Below are 15,243 nucleotides of genomic sequence, written 5' to 3'. Positions count from 1 at the left end.
AATCACCTTCGACCACGGAACGTCCGCCAGGCGAAAAGCTGATAGCTGACGGCTGATAGCTAAGAAACCGGAGGTTTCGTACATGACTTTCTCCCACATCGACGATACGGGCGCGGCCAGGATGGTGGATGTTGGCGAGAAGGACGTCGTGCGGCGGACGGCCGTTGCGGCCGGGTTCGTCGGGATGTCGCCCGAGACGGTTGGGCTGTTGCGGGAGAAGGCTCTGCCCAAGGGGGACGTGTTGAACACGGCCAGGATCGCGGGGGTCATGGCGGCGAAGAAGACGCCGGAGCTAATACCGCTGTGCCACGGCCTGGATCTGACCTCGGTCGACGTCGAGTTCGAGGTGGGGGAGGACCGCGTCGGGATCACGGCGACGGCCCGCGCCAGCGACCGCACGGGGGTCGAGATGGAGGCGCTCACCGCCGTCGGCGTGGCGGCGCTCACGGTCTACGACATGTGCAAGGCGGTGGACAAAGGCATGACCATCGAGGGGATCAGGCTCGTCGAGAAGACGAAGGAGAGCGCCCCATCGTGAAGGCTTATACGGCCCGTGAAAACGGCGTATGACACACTTTGATCCACAATGATAACGGCGGGTCGGCTATGCTAGACTTCCGGGCTGATCCACCACCCGACAGTTAGGTCAGGAGACGAGAATCGGGGTCGAAAACGCGGTCCTTTATCCTCTTTTCATGGACGTCTCCGGCAGGCGCTGCGTGGTCGTCGGCGGCGGGGGGGTCGCGGCCAGGAAGGCGCGGGGCCTGCTCGAGTCGGGGGCTAGGGTAGTCGTGATCTCGCCGGACGTCAGGCCCGAGATCCTGGAGATGGACGTCGAGGTCCACCACCGTCCCTACGCCCCGGGCGACCTGGCGGGGGCTTCCCTGGCTTTCGCCGCCACGGATTCCCGCGAGGCGAACGCCGCGGTGACCCGCGAGGCGCGTGAGAACGGCGTGCCGGTAAACGTGGCGGACAGGCCCGCCGAGGGTGACTTCGCGCTGCCCTCGGTGCTGCGCCGGGGCGGGTTGCAGGTCGCGGTCTCGACGGGCGGGGCCTCGCCCACGCTGGCCCGAAGGGTGCGCGACGGCCTCGAGGCGTCTTTCGCGCCGGAGTGGGCCGGGATCGTCGAGAGGTACGGCGCGGCCCGACGCGCCGGGGTCGCGCCGGACGCGGAGCTGGAAGGGGAGGTGGTCGGGTGCTTGTCGCGGTTGCGGGCATAAGCCACCGTTCGGCCCCCATAGAGGTCCGTGAGCGGGTGGCCTTCCCTCCTTGCGCCGGCAGGCCTTTCCTGAGGCGGCTCCTCGAAGAAGGCGTGGCGTCGGAGGCGGTCCTGCTCTCGACGTGCAACAGGACGGAGGTCTACCTCGTAGCGGAGGACGAGGGGGCGCGGTCCGGGCTCCTGGATATGCTCGCCGAGGACCGCGGCGTCGAGCGCGGTTCGCTCGACGAAGACACCTACTGGTTTACAGACGAGGAGGCGGCGCACCACCTCTACAGGGTGGCGTCTTCGCTCGACTCGATGGTCGTGGGGGAGGCCCAGATCCTGGGCCAGGTCCGCGAGGCGTACCGGTCCGCGACCGAGGAGCACTGCACCGGCCCGGTCCTCAACCGGCTCTTTCACACCTCCCTGCGCGTCGGTAAGAAAGTCCGCACGGAGACGGGTGTCGGGGACAGCTCCCTCTCCGTTCCCAACGTGGCCGTCAAGCTGGCGGAAGGGGTCTTCGGGAGATTGCGGGGCCGGCACGCCCTGGTCGTTGGGGCGGGCGAGATGAGCGAGCTCGTCGTCAAGCAGCTAAAGAGCCGGGGGGTGACGGACCTCAGGATCGCCAACCGCACGCCGGAGCGGGCGCGGCGGCTGGCCGAACGCGTCGGGGGCGTGGCTGTGGGGTTCGAGGAGTTGCCTTCGGAGCTGTCGCGGGCCGACGTGGTTGTGAGCTCGACGGGATCCGGGGAGTGGGTCATCGGCCGGGAGATGGTCGCCGGGGCCCTGCGGGACAGGACGGACCCGATCTTCTTCGTGGACATCGCCGTGCCGAGGGACGTGGACCCGACGGTCCAGACGCTGGAGCCGGTGTTCGTGTACGACATAGACGACCTGCAGGCCGTGGTGGAGCGCAACGCGGACGGGCGCAGGGAGGCCGCGGAAGCGGGCGAAGCGATGATAGGTCCTGCCGTCGAGGAGTTTATGGGTTGGATCAGCTCCCTCCACGCCGTCCCGCTTATCAAGGAACTCAGGGACGGCGCCGAGCAGATCCGGCGCCACGAGCTCTCGCGCGCCCTCAGGCGGATGGACCTCTCGCCCGGAGAGGCCGAGGCCGTCGAGCGCATGAGCCACTCCCTCGTAAACAAGCTGCTCCACGGCCCGATCTCCGAGATAAAGGCCCTCGCCGAGGCCGGACACCCGCTCGGGAGCGCCGAGGTGCGGCGCCGTCTCCTGGCCCTGGAAGGGCTGGAGGTGGAGCTCCACCGCTCCGGCCCCAAGACCACCCCGTGAGCACGACCGGCACCCTCGTACTCGGCACCCGCGGCTCCAGGCTCGCCCTCACCCAGTCGGAGACTTGCGCCGAAGAGCTGCGCGCGCGGGGCTTCGACGTCGAGGTCCGCGTCGTCCGAACCACGAGCGACCATCGCCCCGAGACGCCGCTCTCGGTGATAGACCGGCGCGACGTCTTCACCCGCCAACTGGACGAGGCCCTGATCTCCGGCGAGATAGACCTCGCCGTCCATTCTCTAAAGGACGTGCCGACGGAGCTTCCAGAAGGCACGGTCCTCGCCGCGATCTCAGAGCGCCACGATCCTTCAGACGCCCTCGTCTCCGAGGCGGGTTGGGATGTGGACGGCCTCCCGGCCGGCGCGACCGTCGCGACGGGCAGCCTCAGGCGCCGGGCGCAGCTTTTGCACCGCCGACCGGATCTGAACGTGGTCGAGATCCGGGGCAACGTCGAGACCAGGGTGCGCAAGATGCGCGAGGGCGACGCCGACGCAATAGTCCTCGCCCGCGCGGGCCTCGAACGCCTCGGGCTTACGTCGCAGGTCCCGCACACGGTTCTCCCGCCGAACGTGATGCTTCCCGCCGTGGGCCAGGGGTTCCTGGCGGTCGCGACCCTCGAAGACTATCCCCACAGGGAGGCCATTCGCCGGGCCCTCAACGACGATGCGGGGGAGAGGGCGGCCCTCGCCGAGCGCGCCATGCTGCGGGCGCTCGAAGGCGGCTGCCGGGTCCCCGTCGGCGCCCTCGCCCTGACGCGGGAGGGTGAGATCCGGCTGAAGGGCCTCGTGGCGTCGCCGGACGGGGCCCTGGTGTACGAAGGTGAGGCGGAGGGGCGGGAGCCGGGCGACGTCGGGGGGCGGCTGGCTCGGGACCTTCTGGAGCAGGGGGCCGAGATCGTGCTCGGTGAGATCCGGCAGGTGAGGAGTACGTGATCTACCTGGTTGGCTCCGGCCCGGCGACCCGGGCTGTTTACGGTGAAGGGCGTCCGCTGCATGGAGCAGGCCGACGCCGTCGTCTACGACCGGCTCGCCCCTGAGGCGCTGTTGTCGTACGCGAGGTCCGACGCGGAGAGGATCTACGTCGGCAAAAAGCCGGGCGACGACCAGGCGATGAAGCAGGACGAGATCAACCGTGTCCTGGTCGAGCTGGGCCGCGCCGGCAAAACGGTGGTCCGGCTGAAGGGTGGCGACCCTTACATCTTCGGGCGCGGCGGCGAGGAGGCGCTGGAGCTGATAGAAGCCGGCATCCCATTCGAGGTCGTTCCCGGCGTAACCAGCGGCGTCGCGGCCCCGGCCTACGCCGGCATCCCCGTTACGCACCGCAACGTCTCGACGAGCGTGGCGTTCATCACGGGGCACGAAGACCCGACCAAGGGCCGCTCGGACGTGGACTGGAAGGGCATCGCCAACGGCGCCGACACGCTCGTCCTGTACATGGGCGTGGGCCGGCTGCGCGAGATCTCCTCCGAACTCATCGCCGCGGGCAGGGGCCCGGAGACCCCCGTCGCCGTCGTGCGGTGGGGAACCCTCCCCGAGCAACGGACCGTTACCGGCACCCTGCGAGACATCGCAGACCGCGTCGCCGAAGCGAAGCTGAAGCCCCCGGCCATCACCGTAGTCGGCAGCGTGGTGGACCTTCGGGATTCGGGCCTCGGCTGGTACGAAAAAAGGCCCCTTTTCGGGCGGCGCGTCGTGGTAACCCGCGCGCGGGCGCAGGCCGGGGAGCTCTCCGCGGAGCTCGAAGGGCTCGGGGCCGAGGTGCGGGAGTTCCCGACGATAGAGGTGAGGCGGCCCGAGGACTTCGGGCCGCTGGACGGGGCGATCGCCTCTCTCGACTCGTTCGACTGGCTGGTCTTTACGAGCGCGAACGGCGTCGAGGCGTTCGTCGACCGGCTCCGGCATCACGGATCGGACCTGCGGGCCATCCCGCGCGGGGCAAAGGTCGCGGCCATCGGGCCCGCGACGGCGGAGGCGCTAGAAAGGTTCGGGCTACGGGTGGACGTGGTGCCGCGGGAGTTCAGGGCGGAGGCCCTGATCGACGCCGTCGCCGACGAATCCCTGGCGGGCAAACGCGTCCTGATTCCCCGGGCGAAGGTGGCGCGTGAGATCCTGCCCGAAAAGCTGCGCGAAGCCGGCGCGGATGTCGTGGTGCCGCCCGCGTACGAGACCGTACCTTCCGCCGAAGGCAAGGATCGACTCGTTCGGGATCTGGAATCGGGCAGGATCGACTGCGTAACCTTCACGGCCAGCTCCACGGTGGACAATTTCGTAACGGCCTTCGGCCCCGACGAGTCGGCGCGGCTGCTCTCGGGGACCCGCGTCGTGTGCATAGGCCCGATCACCGCCGACACGGTCCGCGGCCACGGTCTCCGCGTGGACGCCGAGGCGTCCGAGTACACCATCCCGGGCCTGGTCGGGGCAGTAGTGGACCTGTTCGCCGCCGACCCCGCCCGGGAGGCGAGGTAGGGGGCTTGCCCGGCGAAACGGGTGGCCCGCTCCAGAGGCTGGCCCTGGCGATAGGCTGGGTCAGCCTCGGTTTCGGGGTGGCCCTGACGCTGGCGCCGCTCAGGAGCGCCGCGTTCCTCGGGTGGGGCGACCGGGAGGTGCCGGCGCGCGTCATCGGCCTGGCGGACCTGATCGTCGGCGCGGGATTGCTGCTAGACCGGCGCCGGTCCGGGTGGATGTTGGCGCGGGCGGTCTTGAACGCCGCGCTCGCCGCGGTCTACGCGCTGGCACTGGCCGAAGAGACGCCCCCGCGAACCCGCGCGCGTGGTGGGCTGGTCTCCATGATCTGCCTGACCACCTTCGACTACTCCCTGTCGCGGCTCCTTCGGAAAGCCGGCGCTTCGTAGTACGATAGCGGTGCCTCGAAGCAGCGCACCAGTTCGTCTCGGTAAGGAGATAGTAGATGGCATTCCCCGTACAACGCCTCCGCCGCACGCGCCGCACCGCCGCCCTTCGCGGCCTCGTGCGCGAGACGCGGCTCTCGCCGCAGGACTTTATCTACCCGATGTTCGTGACGGTCGGCGAGGACGCCAGGAACCCGGTCGGGTCCATGCCGGGCGTCTTCCAGCTCTCGATCAACCGCGCCGTCGAGGAGGCGAAGCGCGTCCACGACCTCGGCATCCCGGGCGTCCTGCTCTTCGGGCTCCCGGGCGAGAAGGACGAGGCGGCAAGCGGCGCCTACGACCCCGAGGGCATAGTCCAGCTCGCCACCCGCGCCATAAAGGACGCCGTCCCCGAACTGCTCGTCGTCACCGACGTGTGCCTCTGCGAGTACACGAGCCACGGACACTGTGGGGTCGTCGAGAAGGACACGGGCCAGGTCCTCAACGACGTCAGCCTGGAGCTGATCTCCCGCACGGCGGCGAGCCACGCGGAGGCGGGGGCGGACATCGTGGCCCCGTCGGACATGATGGACGGGCGGGTCGCCGCCATAAGGAGCGAGCTGGACAACGAAGGCTTCGAGAACACCCCGATCATGGCCTACGCCGCCAAGTACGCCTCGGCCTTCTACGGCCCGTTCCGCGAGGCCGCCGACAGCGCCCCCCAGTTCGGCGACCGCCGCTCCTACCAGATGGACCCGGCCAACGCCCGCGAAGCCCTGTTAGAGGTCGAGCTCGACGTGGGGGAGGGCGCCGACATGGTCATGGTAAAGCCCGCCTTGCCCTACCTCGATGTCCTGCGCCGCGTGCGCGAAACGACGGACCTGCCAGTCGCCGCGTACAGCGTGAGCGGGGAGTACGCCATGATCAAGGCCGCTGCCCAGAACGGCTGGCTGGACGAGAAGACGGCGGTCCTGGAGGCCCTGACCGGTATCAAGCGCGCCGGAGCGGACATCATCGTCACGTACTTCGCCCCCGACGCCGCCCGCTGGTTGTCGTGACGGCCGGCCCGTAACGTCGCGATCCGCGCGGTCAGCTATCAGCGCGCTCCGGCTTCGCCTCCGCTTTCAGCCATCAGCTCTATTGTTCTTGGCTGATGGCTGAGAGCTGACGGCTTCGCAAAGAGGTTCGACCTCTTTGCGAACCGCTTCAGACGACGCAGCCGCGGCCCATCCAGCCGATCTGGGGCGGCTTGCCCTCCTCGACCATGACCGGCACCGTCCGGTTTCCGCCCGTGATCTCAAGCATCCGTTCGCGCGCCCCGGCGTCTTTCTCCACGTCGAACTCGACGAAATCGACTCCGCGCCATTCGAGGTCCTCGCGGGCCGCCTCGCTGTGGGGACAGCCCGCCGAAGTATAGAGTTGTATCTGGGTTGAAGGACTCTCCACGCCGCCCCCCGATTCCTGCCGTCACGCCTTGTGCCAAAAACATAATAACGTATGATGCAGGAGCAATACGGAATGCGAGTGGGGTCTCGTCGAAGGCCTTGTGGAGTGCGGGCCACGATCCGGCAGGGGAAAGGCGGGTGTCGCTCTTGGATGGGGATAAGGGTAGGCGGGCCGGACACGAAGATGGACGCACCCTCGCACGTGAAGGGGGTGCGCCGGGGAAACGCGCCAGGCGGCATCCGGAAGGACCCGGGCCTCGAAAAGGCCGGCGAGTACACCGCCAGGTCCAACGCCCGGAAATCCACGAGCATCAACGCCTGAGACAGGAACCCGGTGGACCCGAACAGCCCGAACCTGCCGCCGGCTTGAAGTGTCCGTCCCGGCGCGGCTCGCCGGTCGCGGGTTGCCCGAGGGCGTCGAGGTCAGGGACTTCGGGATCCGGGGGATGGACCTCGCCTACGCCCTGCTGGACGATTACGAGCTCGTCGTCCTCGTGGACGCCGTCCCGCGGGGCGGGAAGCCCGGCACGGTCTACCTCATCGAACCGGAGATCGAGGACGACGGGGAGGCGGCGCTCGATACCCACGGTATGGACCCCGTCAAGGTGATCAAGCTGTCCCGCGCCCCGGGCGCCGGCCCTGCACGCATCCTCGTGGTGGGCTGCGAGCCGCGGGTTATCCCGGGTAGGGGTGGGCCTGAGATCCACCCCTACGACGACATGCTGATGGGGTTGATCTGGCCGGTGCGCGCGGCGGTGGAAGAGGCGGCGAAGCTGGTGGAGGAGATCGGCAAAGAGGGCGACAAGGTCGGGCCGGGGCGATGAGCCTCGTCCATGTAAGGAAGTGGTTCAGCTTGAAGGCGACGGCACTGCTACGCTTGGGCTTCTACGGGTTGGTCCTGTGGGCCGTGGCCGCCATGGTCGTGCAATGGCCGGGGCTCAAGAGGTACATGAAGATGAGGACCATGTAGGGCCGACCTTGGCCGGACGTACCGTTCAGGGGGCACGGGACCGGGTATGAGCTTGGGCAAACCGATGAGGAGGGGCGGCGCGGGATCTTTCGCACGCGCGCAAAGACCGAACGCCTCTCCGGCGAGAGGGGAGGGCGCCCTATAGGAACGCCCACGCTAGAGCGACGCGTGATCTCCGTGCGCGGCATCGTGCAAGGGGTCGGCTTCCGCCCGTTCGTCTACGCCCTCGCGCGCCGGCACGGAATCGCCGGTCTTGTCCGCAACGACGCAGACGGCGTTCGCATCGAGGCGGAGGGCCATTCTGAGGGTCTCGAACTCTTCACCCGAGCCATAGAGAAAGACCCCCCGCCGCTGGCCGTGGTCGAATCGGTCTCTTGGAGCCCTCTCCCGCTCGTCGGTGAGGACGGGTTCAGGATCGAGGAGAGCAGGGAGGCAACGAGCCGCAGCGCCCTCGTCTCTCCCGACGTCGCCACCTGCGGCGACTGCCTGGCGGAGCTTTTCGACCCCTCCGACCGGCGCCACCGATACCCCTTCATCAACTGCACTAGCTGCGGCCCGCGCTTCACCATAACGCGCCAGGTCCCCTACGACCGCGCCACGACCACCATGTCCTCCTTCGGGATGTGCCCCGACTGCGACCGCGAGTACCACGACCCCGCCGACCGGCGCTTCCACGCCCAGCCAAACGCCTGCCCGACCTGCGGCCCGCGGGTGAGGCTGCTCGACAGGTTCGGCCACGAGTTGGCAGCGGGGGATCCCATCGCGAGCGCGGCGCGGATGCTGCGGGGGCGGGCGATCCTGGCGGTCAAGGGCCTCGGCGGCTACCACCTCGCCTGCGACCCCTTCGACGACCGCGCCGTGAGGACCCTGAGGGGCCGCAAGGCGCGCCGGGACAAACCCTTCGCGCTGATGGCCCGGGATATAGACCAGGCGAGACTGCTCTGTCACATCGGACCGGACGAAGAAACTTTGCTGACCTCCCCGACGCGTCCGATAGTGCTCCTGGAGCGCCGGAGTGATGTCGGCATCAGCGAACGGGTCGCCCCCCGCCAGAAGACGCTCGGCGTCATGCTCGCCTACACGCCGCTGCACCACCTGCTGCTGGACGGTTCCGGCATCCCGTTGGTCATGACGAGCGGGAACAACTCGGACGAGCCGATAGCCTACCGGGACGACGAGGCCCTCGGCCAGCTCGGGGACATAGCCGACTTCTACCTGGTCCACGACAGACCGGTCCACGTGCGCTGCGACGACAGCGTCGTACGCGTTCTCGGCGGACGTCCCTATCCGCTCAGGAGGTCCCGCGGCTACGCCCCGGCCCCGTTGCGACTCACGGAGCCTTTTGGCAGGCAGGTCCTCGCGGTCGGAGGGGAGCTGAAGAACACCTTCGCCCTTGCCCGGGGAAACCACGCCTTCCCGAGCCACCACGTAGGGGACCTCGAGAACTACGAGACCCTGCGGTCCTTCAGGGAGGGCATCGAACATTACTGCGGCCTCTTCGACGTGCGGCCGGATCTCGTCGCCCACGACCTGCACCCCGAGTACCTATCGACCAAGTACGCCCGCGAGCTCGAAGAGGCCGGGATGCCGGCCGTGGGCGTCCAGCACCACCACGCGCACGTCGCGAGTTGTCTGGCGGACAACGACCGCCCGTCGGGCGAGTACGTGATCGGGGTAGCCCTCGACGGCACCGGCTACGGACCCGACGGCGCCGTCTGGGGCGGCGAGTTCTTCGGGGGCAGCGTGGAGGAGGGCTTCACACGCCTGGCCCACCTCCAGTACGCGCCCCTCCCCGGCGGAGCCGCGGCCATCCGCCAGCCGTGGCGCGTGGCGCTGGCCCACCTCCTCGCCCTCTACGGCGAAGAAGACACCCTGAAGCTCCCCCTCAAGACCGTCCGGCGGGCCGGCGAGACCAACGTGCGGCTCATCTCGCGCCTGATAGAGCGCCAGCTCAACACCCCGCCGACCTCCAGCGCCGGCCGCCTCTTCGACGCCGTAGCCGCGCTCGTCGGCGTCCCCGGCAGCACCCGCGCGACCTACGAGGGCCGGGCCGCCGTCGAGCTGGAGCTGGCCGCCGAAGGCCCCACGACCGAGGCGTACCCTTTCTGGTTGCGGCCAGAAGACCCGTGTTCGGTCGTCGAGACGAACGGCATCATCGCCGGGGCGGTCGAAGACCTCAAGGCGGGCCGAAAGGCGGCCGAAATCTCCGCGAAGTTCCACCGAACGATGGCCGAGGTGGTCGCTGCCTGCTGCGAGACAATTCGCGAGTCGACGGGAGTGGGCATCGTGGCCCTCTCCGGCGGAACATTCCAGAACGCGCTCCTGACGGGACAGACTATGAAGCTTCTAAAAGAAGGAGGGTTCGCCATCCACACACACCGAAGAGTCCCAACCAACGACGGAGGCCTGGCGCTGGGCCAGGCAATACTGGCGGATAGAGCCTTCGCAAACAAGCTGAAAGCTGATAGCTGAAAGCTGACGTCTGAAAGCGCCGACCGAAGGGAGGCACAACATGTGCCTGGGAATACCGGGGAGGGTCGTGGAGATCCTGGACGAAGACCTTCTCCTCGCCAAGGCGGAGGTGAGCGGCGTCCGCCGCAACATAAACATAGGCCTCGTCCACAACGAGGACGAGAGCTTAGAAGTCGGGGACTGGGTCCTGATCCACGTGGGCTTCGCGATGTCCAAGCTGGACGAAGCCGAAGCGCGGGCGACCCTCGACGCCCTGCGGGAGCTCGGAGACGCCTACGAGGCCGAACTGGAAGAACTAAGAACCTCCCAGATAGAGTGATCATGGAAAACTCCACCTACACCAACTCTTGCACCACGACCCACGAGGGCTGCATCGTCTGCTCCGACGCCGGCATCCCCCTCAGGGTCGTCTCCATCGCCGGCGACGACGCCACCTGCGAAGACGCCTCCGGCAACCGGACCACAGTGGCCATAGAACTGGTCTCCCCGGTAAGCGTAGGCGAAACCCTACTAACCCACGGCGGGGCAGCTATAGCCAAAGTAGGCCAGCAAAAGCTGACGGCTGAAAGCTGACAGCTAAGCGACCGAAGGGAGCGACCATCAAATACGTAAGCGAGTTCAGGGACGGTGAGATCGCCCGCGCGGTGGCCGCCGAGATAGCCTCCGTCGCCGAACCCGACCGCCACTACAAGGTTATGGAGGTCTGCGGCGGCCACACCCACACCATCTACCGCCACGGCATAAAGGACCTCCTGCCGGATCAGGTGGAGCTCGTCCACGGCCCGGGCTGCCCGGTCTGCGTCCTCCCGATGGGCCGCGTCGACGAGGGCATCTCCGTCGCCGAGCGCCCCGAGGTCATCTTTACCTGCTTCGGCGACATGATGCGCGTCCCCGGCTCCAAAGGTAACCTGCTCGAAATGAAGGCCGAAGGCGCCGACGTCAGGATGGTCTACTCCCCGCTGGACGCCCTGCGCATCGCCCGCGAGAACCCCGACCGCGAGGTGGTCTTCTACGCCATAGGCTTCGAGACGACGGCACCCTCGACGGCGCTCACCCTACAACGCGCCAGGAAGGAAGGCCTCCCGAACTTCTCGGTCTTCTGCAACCACGTCACCATCGTGCCCCCCGTGCGGGCGCTCCTCGACTCGCCCGACCTGAGGCTCGACGCATTCGTGGGACCGGGACACGTCTCCACCGTCATAGGCTGCCGCCCCTACGAGTTTATGCCCGAAGACTACGGCAAGCCCTGCGTGGTCGCCGGGTTCGAGCCGCTCGACCTCTTGCAGTCCGTCCTGATGTTGATGCGGCAGCTCGAAGAGGGGCGCTGCGAGGTCGAGAACCAGTACAGCCGCATCGTCCCCTGGGAGGGCAACCTGGCGGCCCTGCGCAGCATGGCCGAGGTCTTCGAGCTCCGGCCGTACTTCGAGTGGCGGGGCCTGGGCTTTATAGCCCAGTCGGCGTTGAAGCTGTCGGAGGAGTACGCGGACTTCGACGCCGAGAAGCGGTTCTCCGTGCCGGGCGTGCGCGTCGCCGACCCGAAGGCCTGCCAGTGCGGCGAGGTCCTCAAAGGCGTCCTCAAGCCCCCGGAGTGCAAGGTCTTCGGCACCGCCTGCACGCCCGAGCGTCCGCTAGGCGCGCTCATGGTCTCCTCAGAAGGTGCCTGCGCCGCCTACTACAACTTCGGGCGCAAGTCCCACGAAAGGGTCGAGATAGGCTCCAGAAATTGACCGGCAACGACACGGTGGGCACGGGTTTCGAACCCGCCGGCGCGCGACCGGGGCGCCGTCCGCCGAGGTTCGACGCGCCGCGCATAGACATGAGCCACGGGGCCGGGGGCAAGGCCACGCACAAGCTGATCGAGAGCCTCTTGCTGCCGGCGTTGGACAACCCGGCGTTGGCCCCGCTCTCGGACGCTGCGATACTGCCTCACGGCGACGCGCGCCTGGCCCTGACCACAGACTCCTACGTCGTGCGCCCGCTCGTCTTCCCCGGCGGATCCATCGGCGAGCTCGCCGTCAACGGTACCGTCAACGACCTGGCCGTCTCCGGGGCGACGCCGATCGGACTCTCGGCGGCCCTGATCGTCGAGGAGGGGCTCGATACGGAGATCCTCGCGCGCGAGGTCGGGGCGATGGGCCGGGCCGCCGAACGGGCCGGGGTTCCGGTCGCAACAGGCGACACCAAGGTCGTCGAGCGCGGCAAGGGCGACGGGCTGTACGTGATCACGACCGGCATCGGGATAGTTGACCCCGGGTTGAACCTGTCTTCCTCGTCCGTGCGGCCGGGGGACAGGATCCTCTGCTCCGGCACTCTGGGGGATCATGGGGCCGCCATCCTGATCGCGCGCGGGGACCTCGAACTGGAAGCCGAAGTCCCCTCGGACACCAGACCGCTGACCCCCCTGGTAGACGCCTTGAAGGGCGTCGCGGGTCCCGGCCTCCGCTTCATGCGCGACCCGACGCGCGGCGGCGCGGGGACCGTGCTAAACGAGCTCGCCCGCGACTCCGGATACAGCGTGGCGTTGTGGGAAGAGAGAATCCCGATCCGGGACGTCGTCAACGGGGCGTGCGAAATACTCGGCATGGACCCGCTCTACGTGGCCAACGAGGGCAAGCTACTCGCCGTCGTCGATCCGGGGCGGGCCGATGCCGCGCTGGAGGCGCTACGAGCCGTCGAGGGCGGGGGGGAGGCGTCCATCATCGGCGAGGTGCGCGAGGAGCCCGCGCGCATGGTCCTGATGCACACCCAGTTCGGAGGCACCAGGATGATAGACATGCTCGTCGGAGACCCGTTGCCGAGGATCTGTTGAAAGAGAGGTAAACGATTTGGCCGAACGCCAGACGGATCGGAGCGCCCTCGTCCCGGCGGGCGGGGACCGGTTCCGAAAGCCACGCAAGGTTTTGGGCACCATGTCCATCGACCGCAAGGTGTCCGGTTCGGAGACGGGCGGGGAACTCTTGATCATAGAGAACACCAACGGCTCCAAAGGCGGGCCGCCGCGGCACCTCCACCACGGGCAGGAGGAGTGGTTCTACGTAGTAGAGGGCGAGTACGTCGTCGAGATCGGCGACGAACGTTACCGATTGGACCCCGGAGATTCCATCTTCGCGCCGAGAGAGATACCCCACGTTTGGGCCCATGTCGGCGAAGGAACGGGCAGGTTGATCCTCGCCTTCCGGCCCGCGGGCGGGATGGAGGCCTTCTTCGAAGCGATGTCGGGGGTAAAGGGAGCACCATCAAGCGAAGAACTCCGCGGCCTGTTCCGCTCCCACGGCATGGAGGTCACCGGACCACCCCTGGAGGTAGAATGAACCATGAACAGGCCCCACCCGCACTTCAACGGGACCATCTCGGACGAACGGGAGGTCCTGGATGCCTGCCTCGACCGTCTGTACGTCGGCGCCGGCCAGGTGGTCCGCGCTTTGACCACCAGCGGGTTGCGGGGTGGTGTTGACGAGGAGCGTATGCTCTCTTACCTGCGGGAGAACCTGGAGGGCCTCGGCGAAGAGACGCTGGCCGATTTTGTGGTCAAGAACCGCGAGAGGCGCCCGATCGAACCAGATTTCGACCCGGAGGGACGATTTACCTGCGTTGGCGACGAGGAATTTCGTCGCGTCTTCAGGGATGGGGACGGGTGGGAGCGTTTTCGCCGGATGTTCCCGGGCTCGGACGGGACGCTCAGGTTCTCGCGGGTCGGGCTCGACCGGCGGGTGACGCAGGCCCTGATCTACGCCGGACAGCAGTTCGATTGGAACGTCGGCTCGGGCGGCTACCGGCTGTTCTCCAAGACCGGCGGCTCGTGGACCGAGCTCGGCAAAGTCGGATCGTGGATCTCATGAGCAACGGCCGGCAGGCAGGCACGAACCCCAACCCGGCCAGGAGCAGGGAAGAATTGCTCCGGCGCAACCCGGTCTTCGAATCCTTCTTCCACGCGGAAGCACCCCGGCTGGCCGAGGCCTGCAAGGAGATGTCCCGCCGATTCTTGACGGGCGGCCGTCTACTGGCCTTCGGCCACGGATCGGCCGCGACGGACGCCGAGCACGTCTCCGTCGAGTTCGTGCACCCGGTGATCGTCGGCAAGCGCGCCCTCCCGGCCCTGGACGTTGGTCCGGACTTCGAGAGACGCCTGCCGGTCCTGCTGCGGCCACAAGACATGGTCATGGGCTTCGCGTCCCCGGGGGGAGACGAAGCGGTCGAGAGGTCGCTCAAAGCGGCGCGGGAGGCGGGGGCCCTGACGTTCGCCCTGACGGGGGAGGCGGGGGAGCACCCGTTCGCGGCGCCGGACGAGGACCCATTTATAGTCCAGGAGATCTTCGAGGTCCTCTACCACGTGTTGTGGGAGACGGTCCACGTGTTCTTCGAGCACAGGGAGCAGGGGCACGACGTCGGCGGCTCGTCTTTTCTCTACCCTTTCCTCGGCAGGGGAGAGCAGCCGCTCGAAGCCGTGGTGGGAGAGGTGCAGGGTTCGATGCTCCAGAAGATGCGGGAGACCAACCGGCTAAGGGCGCTCGCGGCCGAGACGGAGGCGGAGAGAATTTCGGTGGCGGCCGGCGGGATCTCCGAGAGGCTGCGGGCCGGCGGCAAGATCATCGCCTTCGGCAACGGCGGTTCCGCCACGGACGCGAACGACCTGGCCGCCGACTGCGTGGACCCGCCTTGTGGGCTGCGCCCCGTGCCGGCGGTCTCGCTCTCGTTCGAGCCGGCGAACGTCACGGCCATCGCCAACGACATCGGCCCGGGGGCGATCTTCGCCCGCCAGCTCATAGCCCACGCCAGGCCCGAAGACGCGGCCGTCGCCTTCTCGACCAGCGGCGGCTCGAAGAACATCCTCTCCGCCCTGGCCGAGGCCCGCAAACGCGGCCTCCTGACCGTCGCGATCCTGGGCTACGATGGGGGCCGCGTCCTCGCCGAAGGCCTCGCCGACCACACCATCGTCGTCCGTTCGGACTACATCCCCCGCATCCAGGAGGTCCAGGCCTCCATCTACCACACCCTGCGCCGCCTGATAGACGGCCCGCCTCGGAAGACCGGATAACCC

Annotated in this window: 19 protein-coding genes; 18 read left to right on the top strand and 1 reads right to left on the bottom strand. The window is 68.1% G+C overall.

Features of this window, described 5'->3' with window-relative positions; all coding sequences use genetic code 11:
• Positions 1-82: 82 nt before the first annotated feature.
• The 7 genes from moaC to hemB all read left to right on the top strand — a co-directional run bounded on the left by moaC (position 83) and on the right by hemB (position 6,376).
• Entirely contained in the window at positions 83-538 is a 456-nt protein-coding gene (gene moaC, locus GBA63_RS12865; protein WP_166176645.1) for a cyclic pyranopterin monophosphate synthase MoaC, read from the top strand.
• Between the two features lie 157 nt (positions 539-695).
• Positions 696-1,220 (top strand): precorrin-2 dehydrogenase/sirohydrochlorin ferrochelatase family protein, encoded by a 525-nt coding sequence (locus GBA63_RS12860; protein WP_166176643.1) that lies wholly within the window; start codon positions 696-698, stop codon positions 1,218-1,220.
• Positions 1,196-2,494 carry a glutamyl-tRNA reductase gene (gene hemA / locus GBA63_RS12855; protein ID WP_166176641.1) on the top strand — a complete coding sequence of 433 codons (1,299 nt, stop codon included), beginning with the start codon at positions 1,196-1,198 and terminating at the stop codon, positions 2,492-2,494. The genes GBA63_RS12860 and hemA overlap by 25 nt, the downstream gene beginning before the upstream one ends.
• A complete protein-coding gene (hemC, locus tag GBA63_RS12850) occupies positions 2,491-3,423 on the top strand; it encodes a hydroxymethylbilane synthase (RefSeq protein WP_166176639.1) in 933 nt (310 codons plus the stop codon). Before hemA ends, hemC begins: the two co-directional genes overlap by 4 nt.
• A gap of 42 nt (positions 3,424-3,465) precedes the next feature.
• A complete protein-coding gene (cobA, locus tag GBA63_RS12845; RefSeq protein WP_207956764.1) occupies positions 3,466-4,956 on the top strand; it encodes a uroporphyrinogen-III C-methyltransferase in 1,491 nt (496 codons plus the stop codon).
• Between the two features lie 5 nt (positions 4,957-4,961).
• Positions 4,962-5,342, top strand: coding sequence for a hypothetical protein (locus GBA63_RS12840; RefSeq protein WP_166176637.1), 381 nt, complete (start codon positions 4,962-4,964; stop codon positions 5,340-5,342).
• 56 nt (positions 5,343-5,398) lie between these two features.
• Positions 5,399-6,376 (top strand): porphobilinogen synthase, encoded by a 978-nt coding sequence (gene hemB, locus GBA63_RS12835; protein ID WP_166176635.1) that lies wholly within the window; start codon positions 5,399-5,401, stop codon positions 6,374-6,376.
• A gap of 148 nt (positions 6,377-6,524) precedes the next feature.
• Here hemB and GBA63_RS12830 read toward each other — a convergent pair whose 3' ends face one another.
• Positions 6,525-6,764 carry a Uxx-star family glutaredoxin-like (seleno)protein gene (locus GBA63_RS12830; protein ID WP_166176633.1) on the bottom strand — a complete coding sequence of 80 codons (240 nt, stop codon included), beginning with the start codon at positions 6,762-6,764 and terminating at the stop codon, positions 6,525-6,527.
• A gap of 150 nt (positions 6,765-6,914) precedes the next feature.
• Here GBA63_RS12830 and GBA63_RS12825 point away from each other — a divergent pair, with 150 nt between their 5' ends.
• The 11 genes from GBA63_RS12825 to GBA63_RS12775 all read left to right on the top strand — a co-directional run bounded on the left by GBA63_RS12825 (position 6,915) and on the right by GBA63_RS12775 (position 15,240).
• A complete protein-coding gene (locus tag GBA63_RS12825; RefSeq protein WP_166176631.1) occupies positions 6,915-7,085 on the top strand; it encodes a hypothetical protein in 171 nt (56 codons plus the stop codon).
• A 49-nt stretch (positions 7,086-7,134) separates the two neighbouring features.
• On the top strand, positions 7,135-7,587 hold the full coding sequence (locus GBA63_RS12820) for a hydrogenase maturation protease (protein WP_166176629.1): 453 nt from the start codon (positions 7,135-7,137) through the stop codon (positions 7,585-7,587).
• The gene (locus GBA63_RS12815) at positions 7,584-7,733 is read left to right on the top strand and encodes a DUF6893 family small protein (RefSeq protein WP_166176627.1); all 150 of its coding nucleotides are present in this window, start codon (positions 7,584-7,586) and stop codon (positions 7,731-7,733) included. The genes GBA63_RS12820 and GBA63_RS12815 overlap by 4 nt, the downstream gene beginning before the upstream one ends.
• 168 nt (positions 7,734-7,901) lie before the next feature.
• Positions 7,902-10,205 carry a carbamoyltransferase HypF gene (hypF, locus tag GBA63_RS12810; protein WP_207956763.1) on the top strand — a complete coding sequence of 768 codons (2,304 nt, stop codon included), beginning with the start codon at positions 7,902-7,904 and terminating at the stop codon, positions 10,203-10,205.
• 40 nt (positions 10,206-10,245) lie between these two features.
• Entirely contained in the window at positions 10,246-10,524 is a 279-nt protein-coding gene (locus GBA63_RS12805; RefSeq protein ID WP_166176625.1) for a HypC/HybG/HupF family hydrogenase formation chaperone, read from the top strand.
• 2 nt (positions 10,525-10,526) lie between these two features.
• Positions 10,527-10,778 (top strand): HypC/HybG/HupF family hydrogenase formation chaperone, encoded by a 252-nt coding sequence (locus tag GBA63_RS12800; protein ID WP_166176623.1) that lies wholly within the window; start codon positions 10,527-10,529, stop codon positions 10,776-10,778.
• A 26-nt stretch (positions 10,779-10,804) separates the two neighbouring features.
• The gene (gene hypD / locus GBA63_RS12795) at positions 10,805-11,932 is read left to right on the top strand and encodes a hydrogenase formation protein HypD (RefSeq protein ID WP_166180152.1); all 1,128 of its coding nucleotides are present in this window, start codon (positions 10,805-10,807) and stop codon (positions 11,930-11,932) included.
• A gap of 89 nt (positions 11,933-12,021) precedes the next feature.
• On the top strand, positions 12,022-13,014 hold the full coding sequence (gene hypE, locus GBA63_RS12790) for a hydrogenase expression/formation protein HypE (RefSeq protein WP_166180150.1): 993 nt from the start codon (positions 12,022-12,024) through the stop codon (positions 13,012-13,014).
• Between the two features lie 16 nt (positions 13,015-13,030).
• The gene (locus tag GBA63_RS12785; protein ID WP_166176621.1) at positions 13,031-13,516 is read left to right on the top strand and encodes a cupin domain-containing protein; all 486 of its coding nucleotides are present in this window, start codon (positions 13,031-13,033) and stop codon (positions 13,514-13,516) included.
• A gap of 3 nt (positions 13,517-13,519) precedes the next feature.
• Positions 13,520-14,044 carry a hypothetical protein gene (locus tag GBA63_RS12780; RefSeq protein ID WP_166176619.1) on the top strand — a complete coding sequence of 175 codons (525 nt, stop codon included), beginning with the start codon at positions 13,520-13,522 and terminating at the stop codon, positions 14,042-14,044.
• Entirely contained in the window at positions 14,041-15,240 is a 1,200-nt protein-coding gene (locus tag GBA63_RS12775) for an SIS domain-containing protein (protein WP_166180148.1), read from the top strand. The genes GBA63_RS12780 and GBA63_RS12775 overlap by 4 nt, the downstream gene beginning before the upstream one ends.
• The last annotated feature ends 3 nt before the right edge of the window (positions 15,241-15,243 follow it).

It is taken from the genome of Rubrobacter tropicus, from assembly GCF_011492945.1.
GTDB lineage: Bacteria > Actinomycetota > Rubrobacteria > Rubrobacterales > Rubrobacteraceae > Rubrobacter_D > Rubrobacter_D tropicus.
This window is presented reverse-complemented; position numbering and strand designations above follow the sequence as displayed.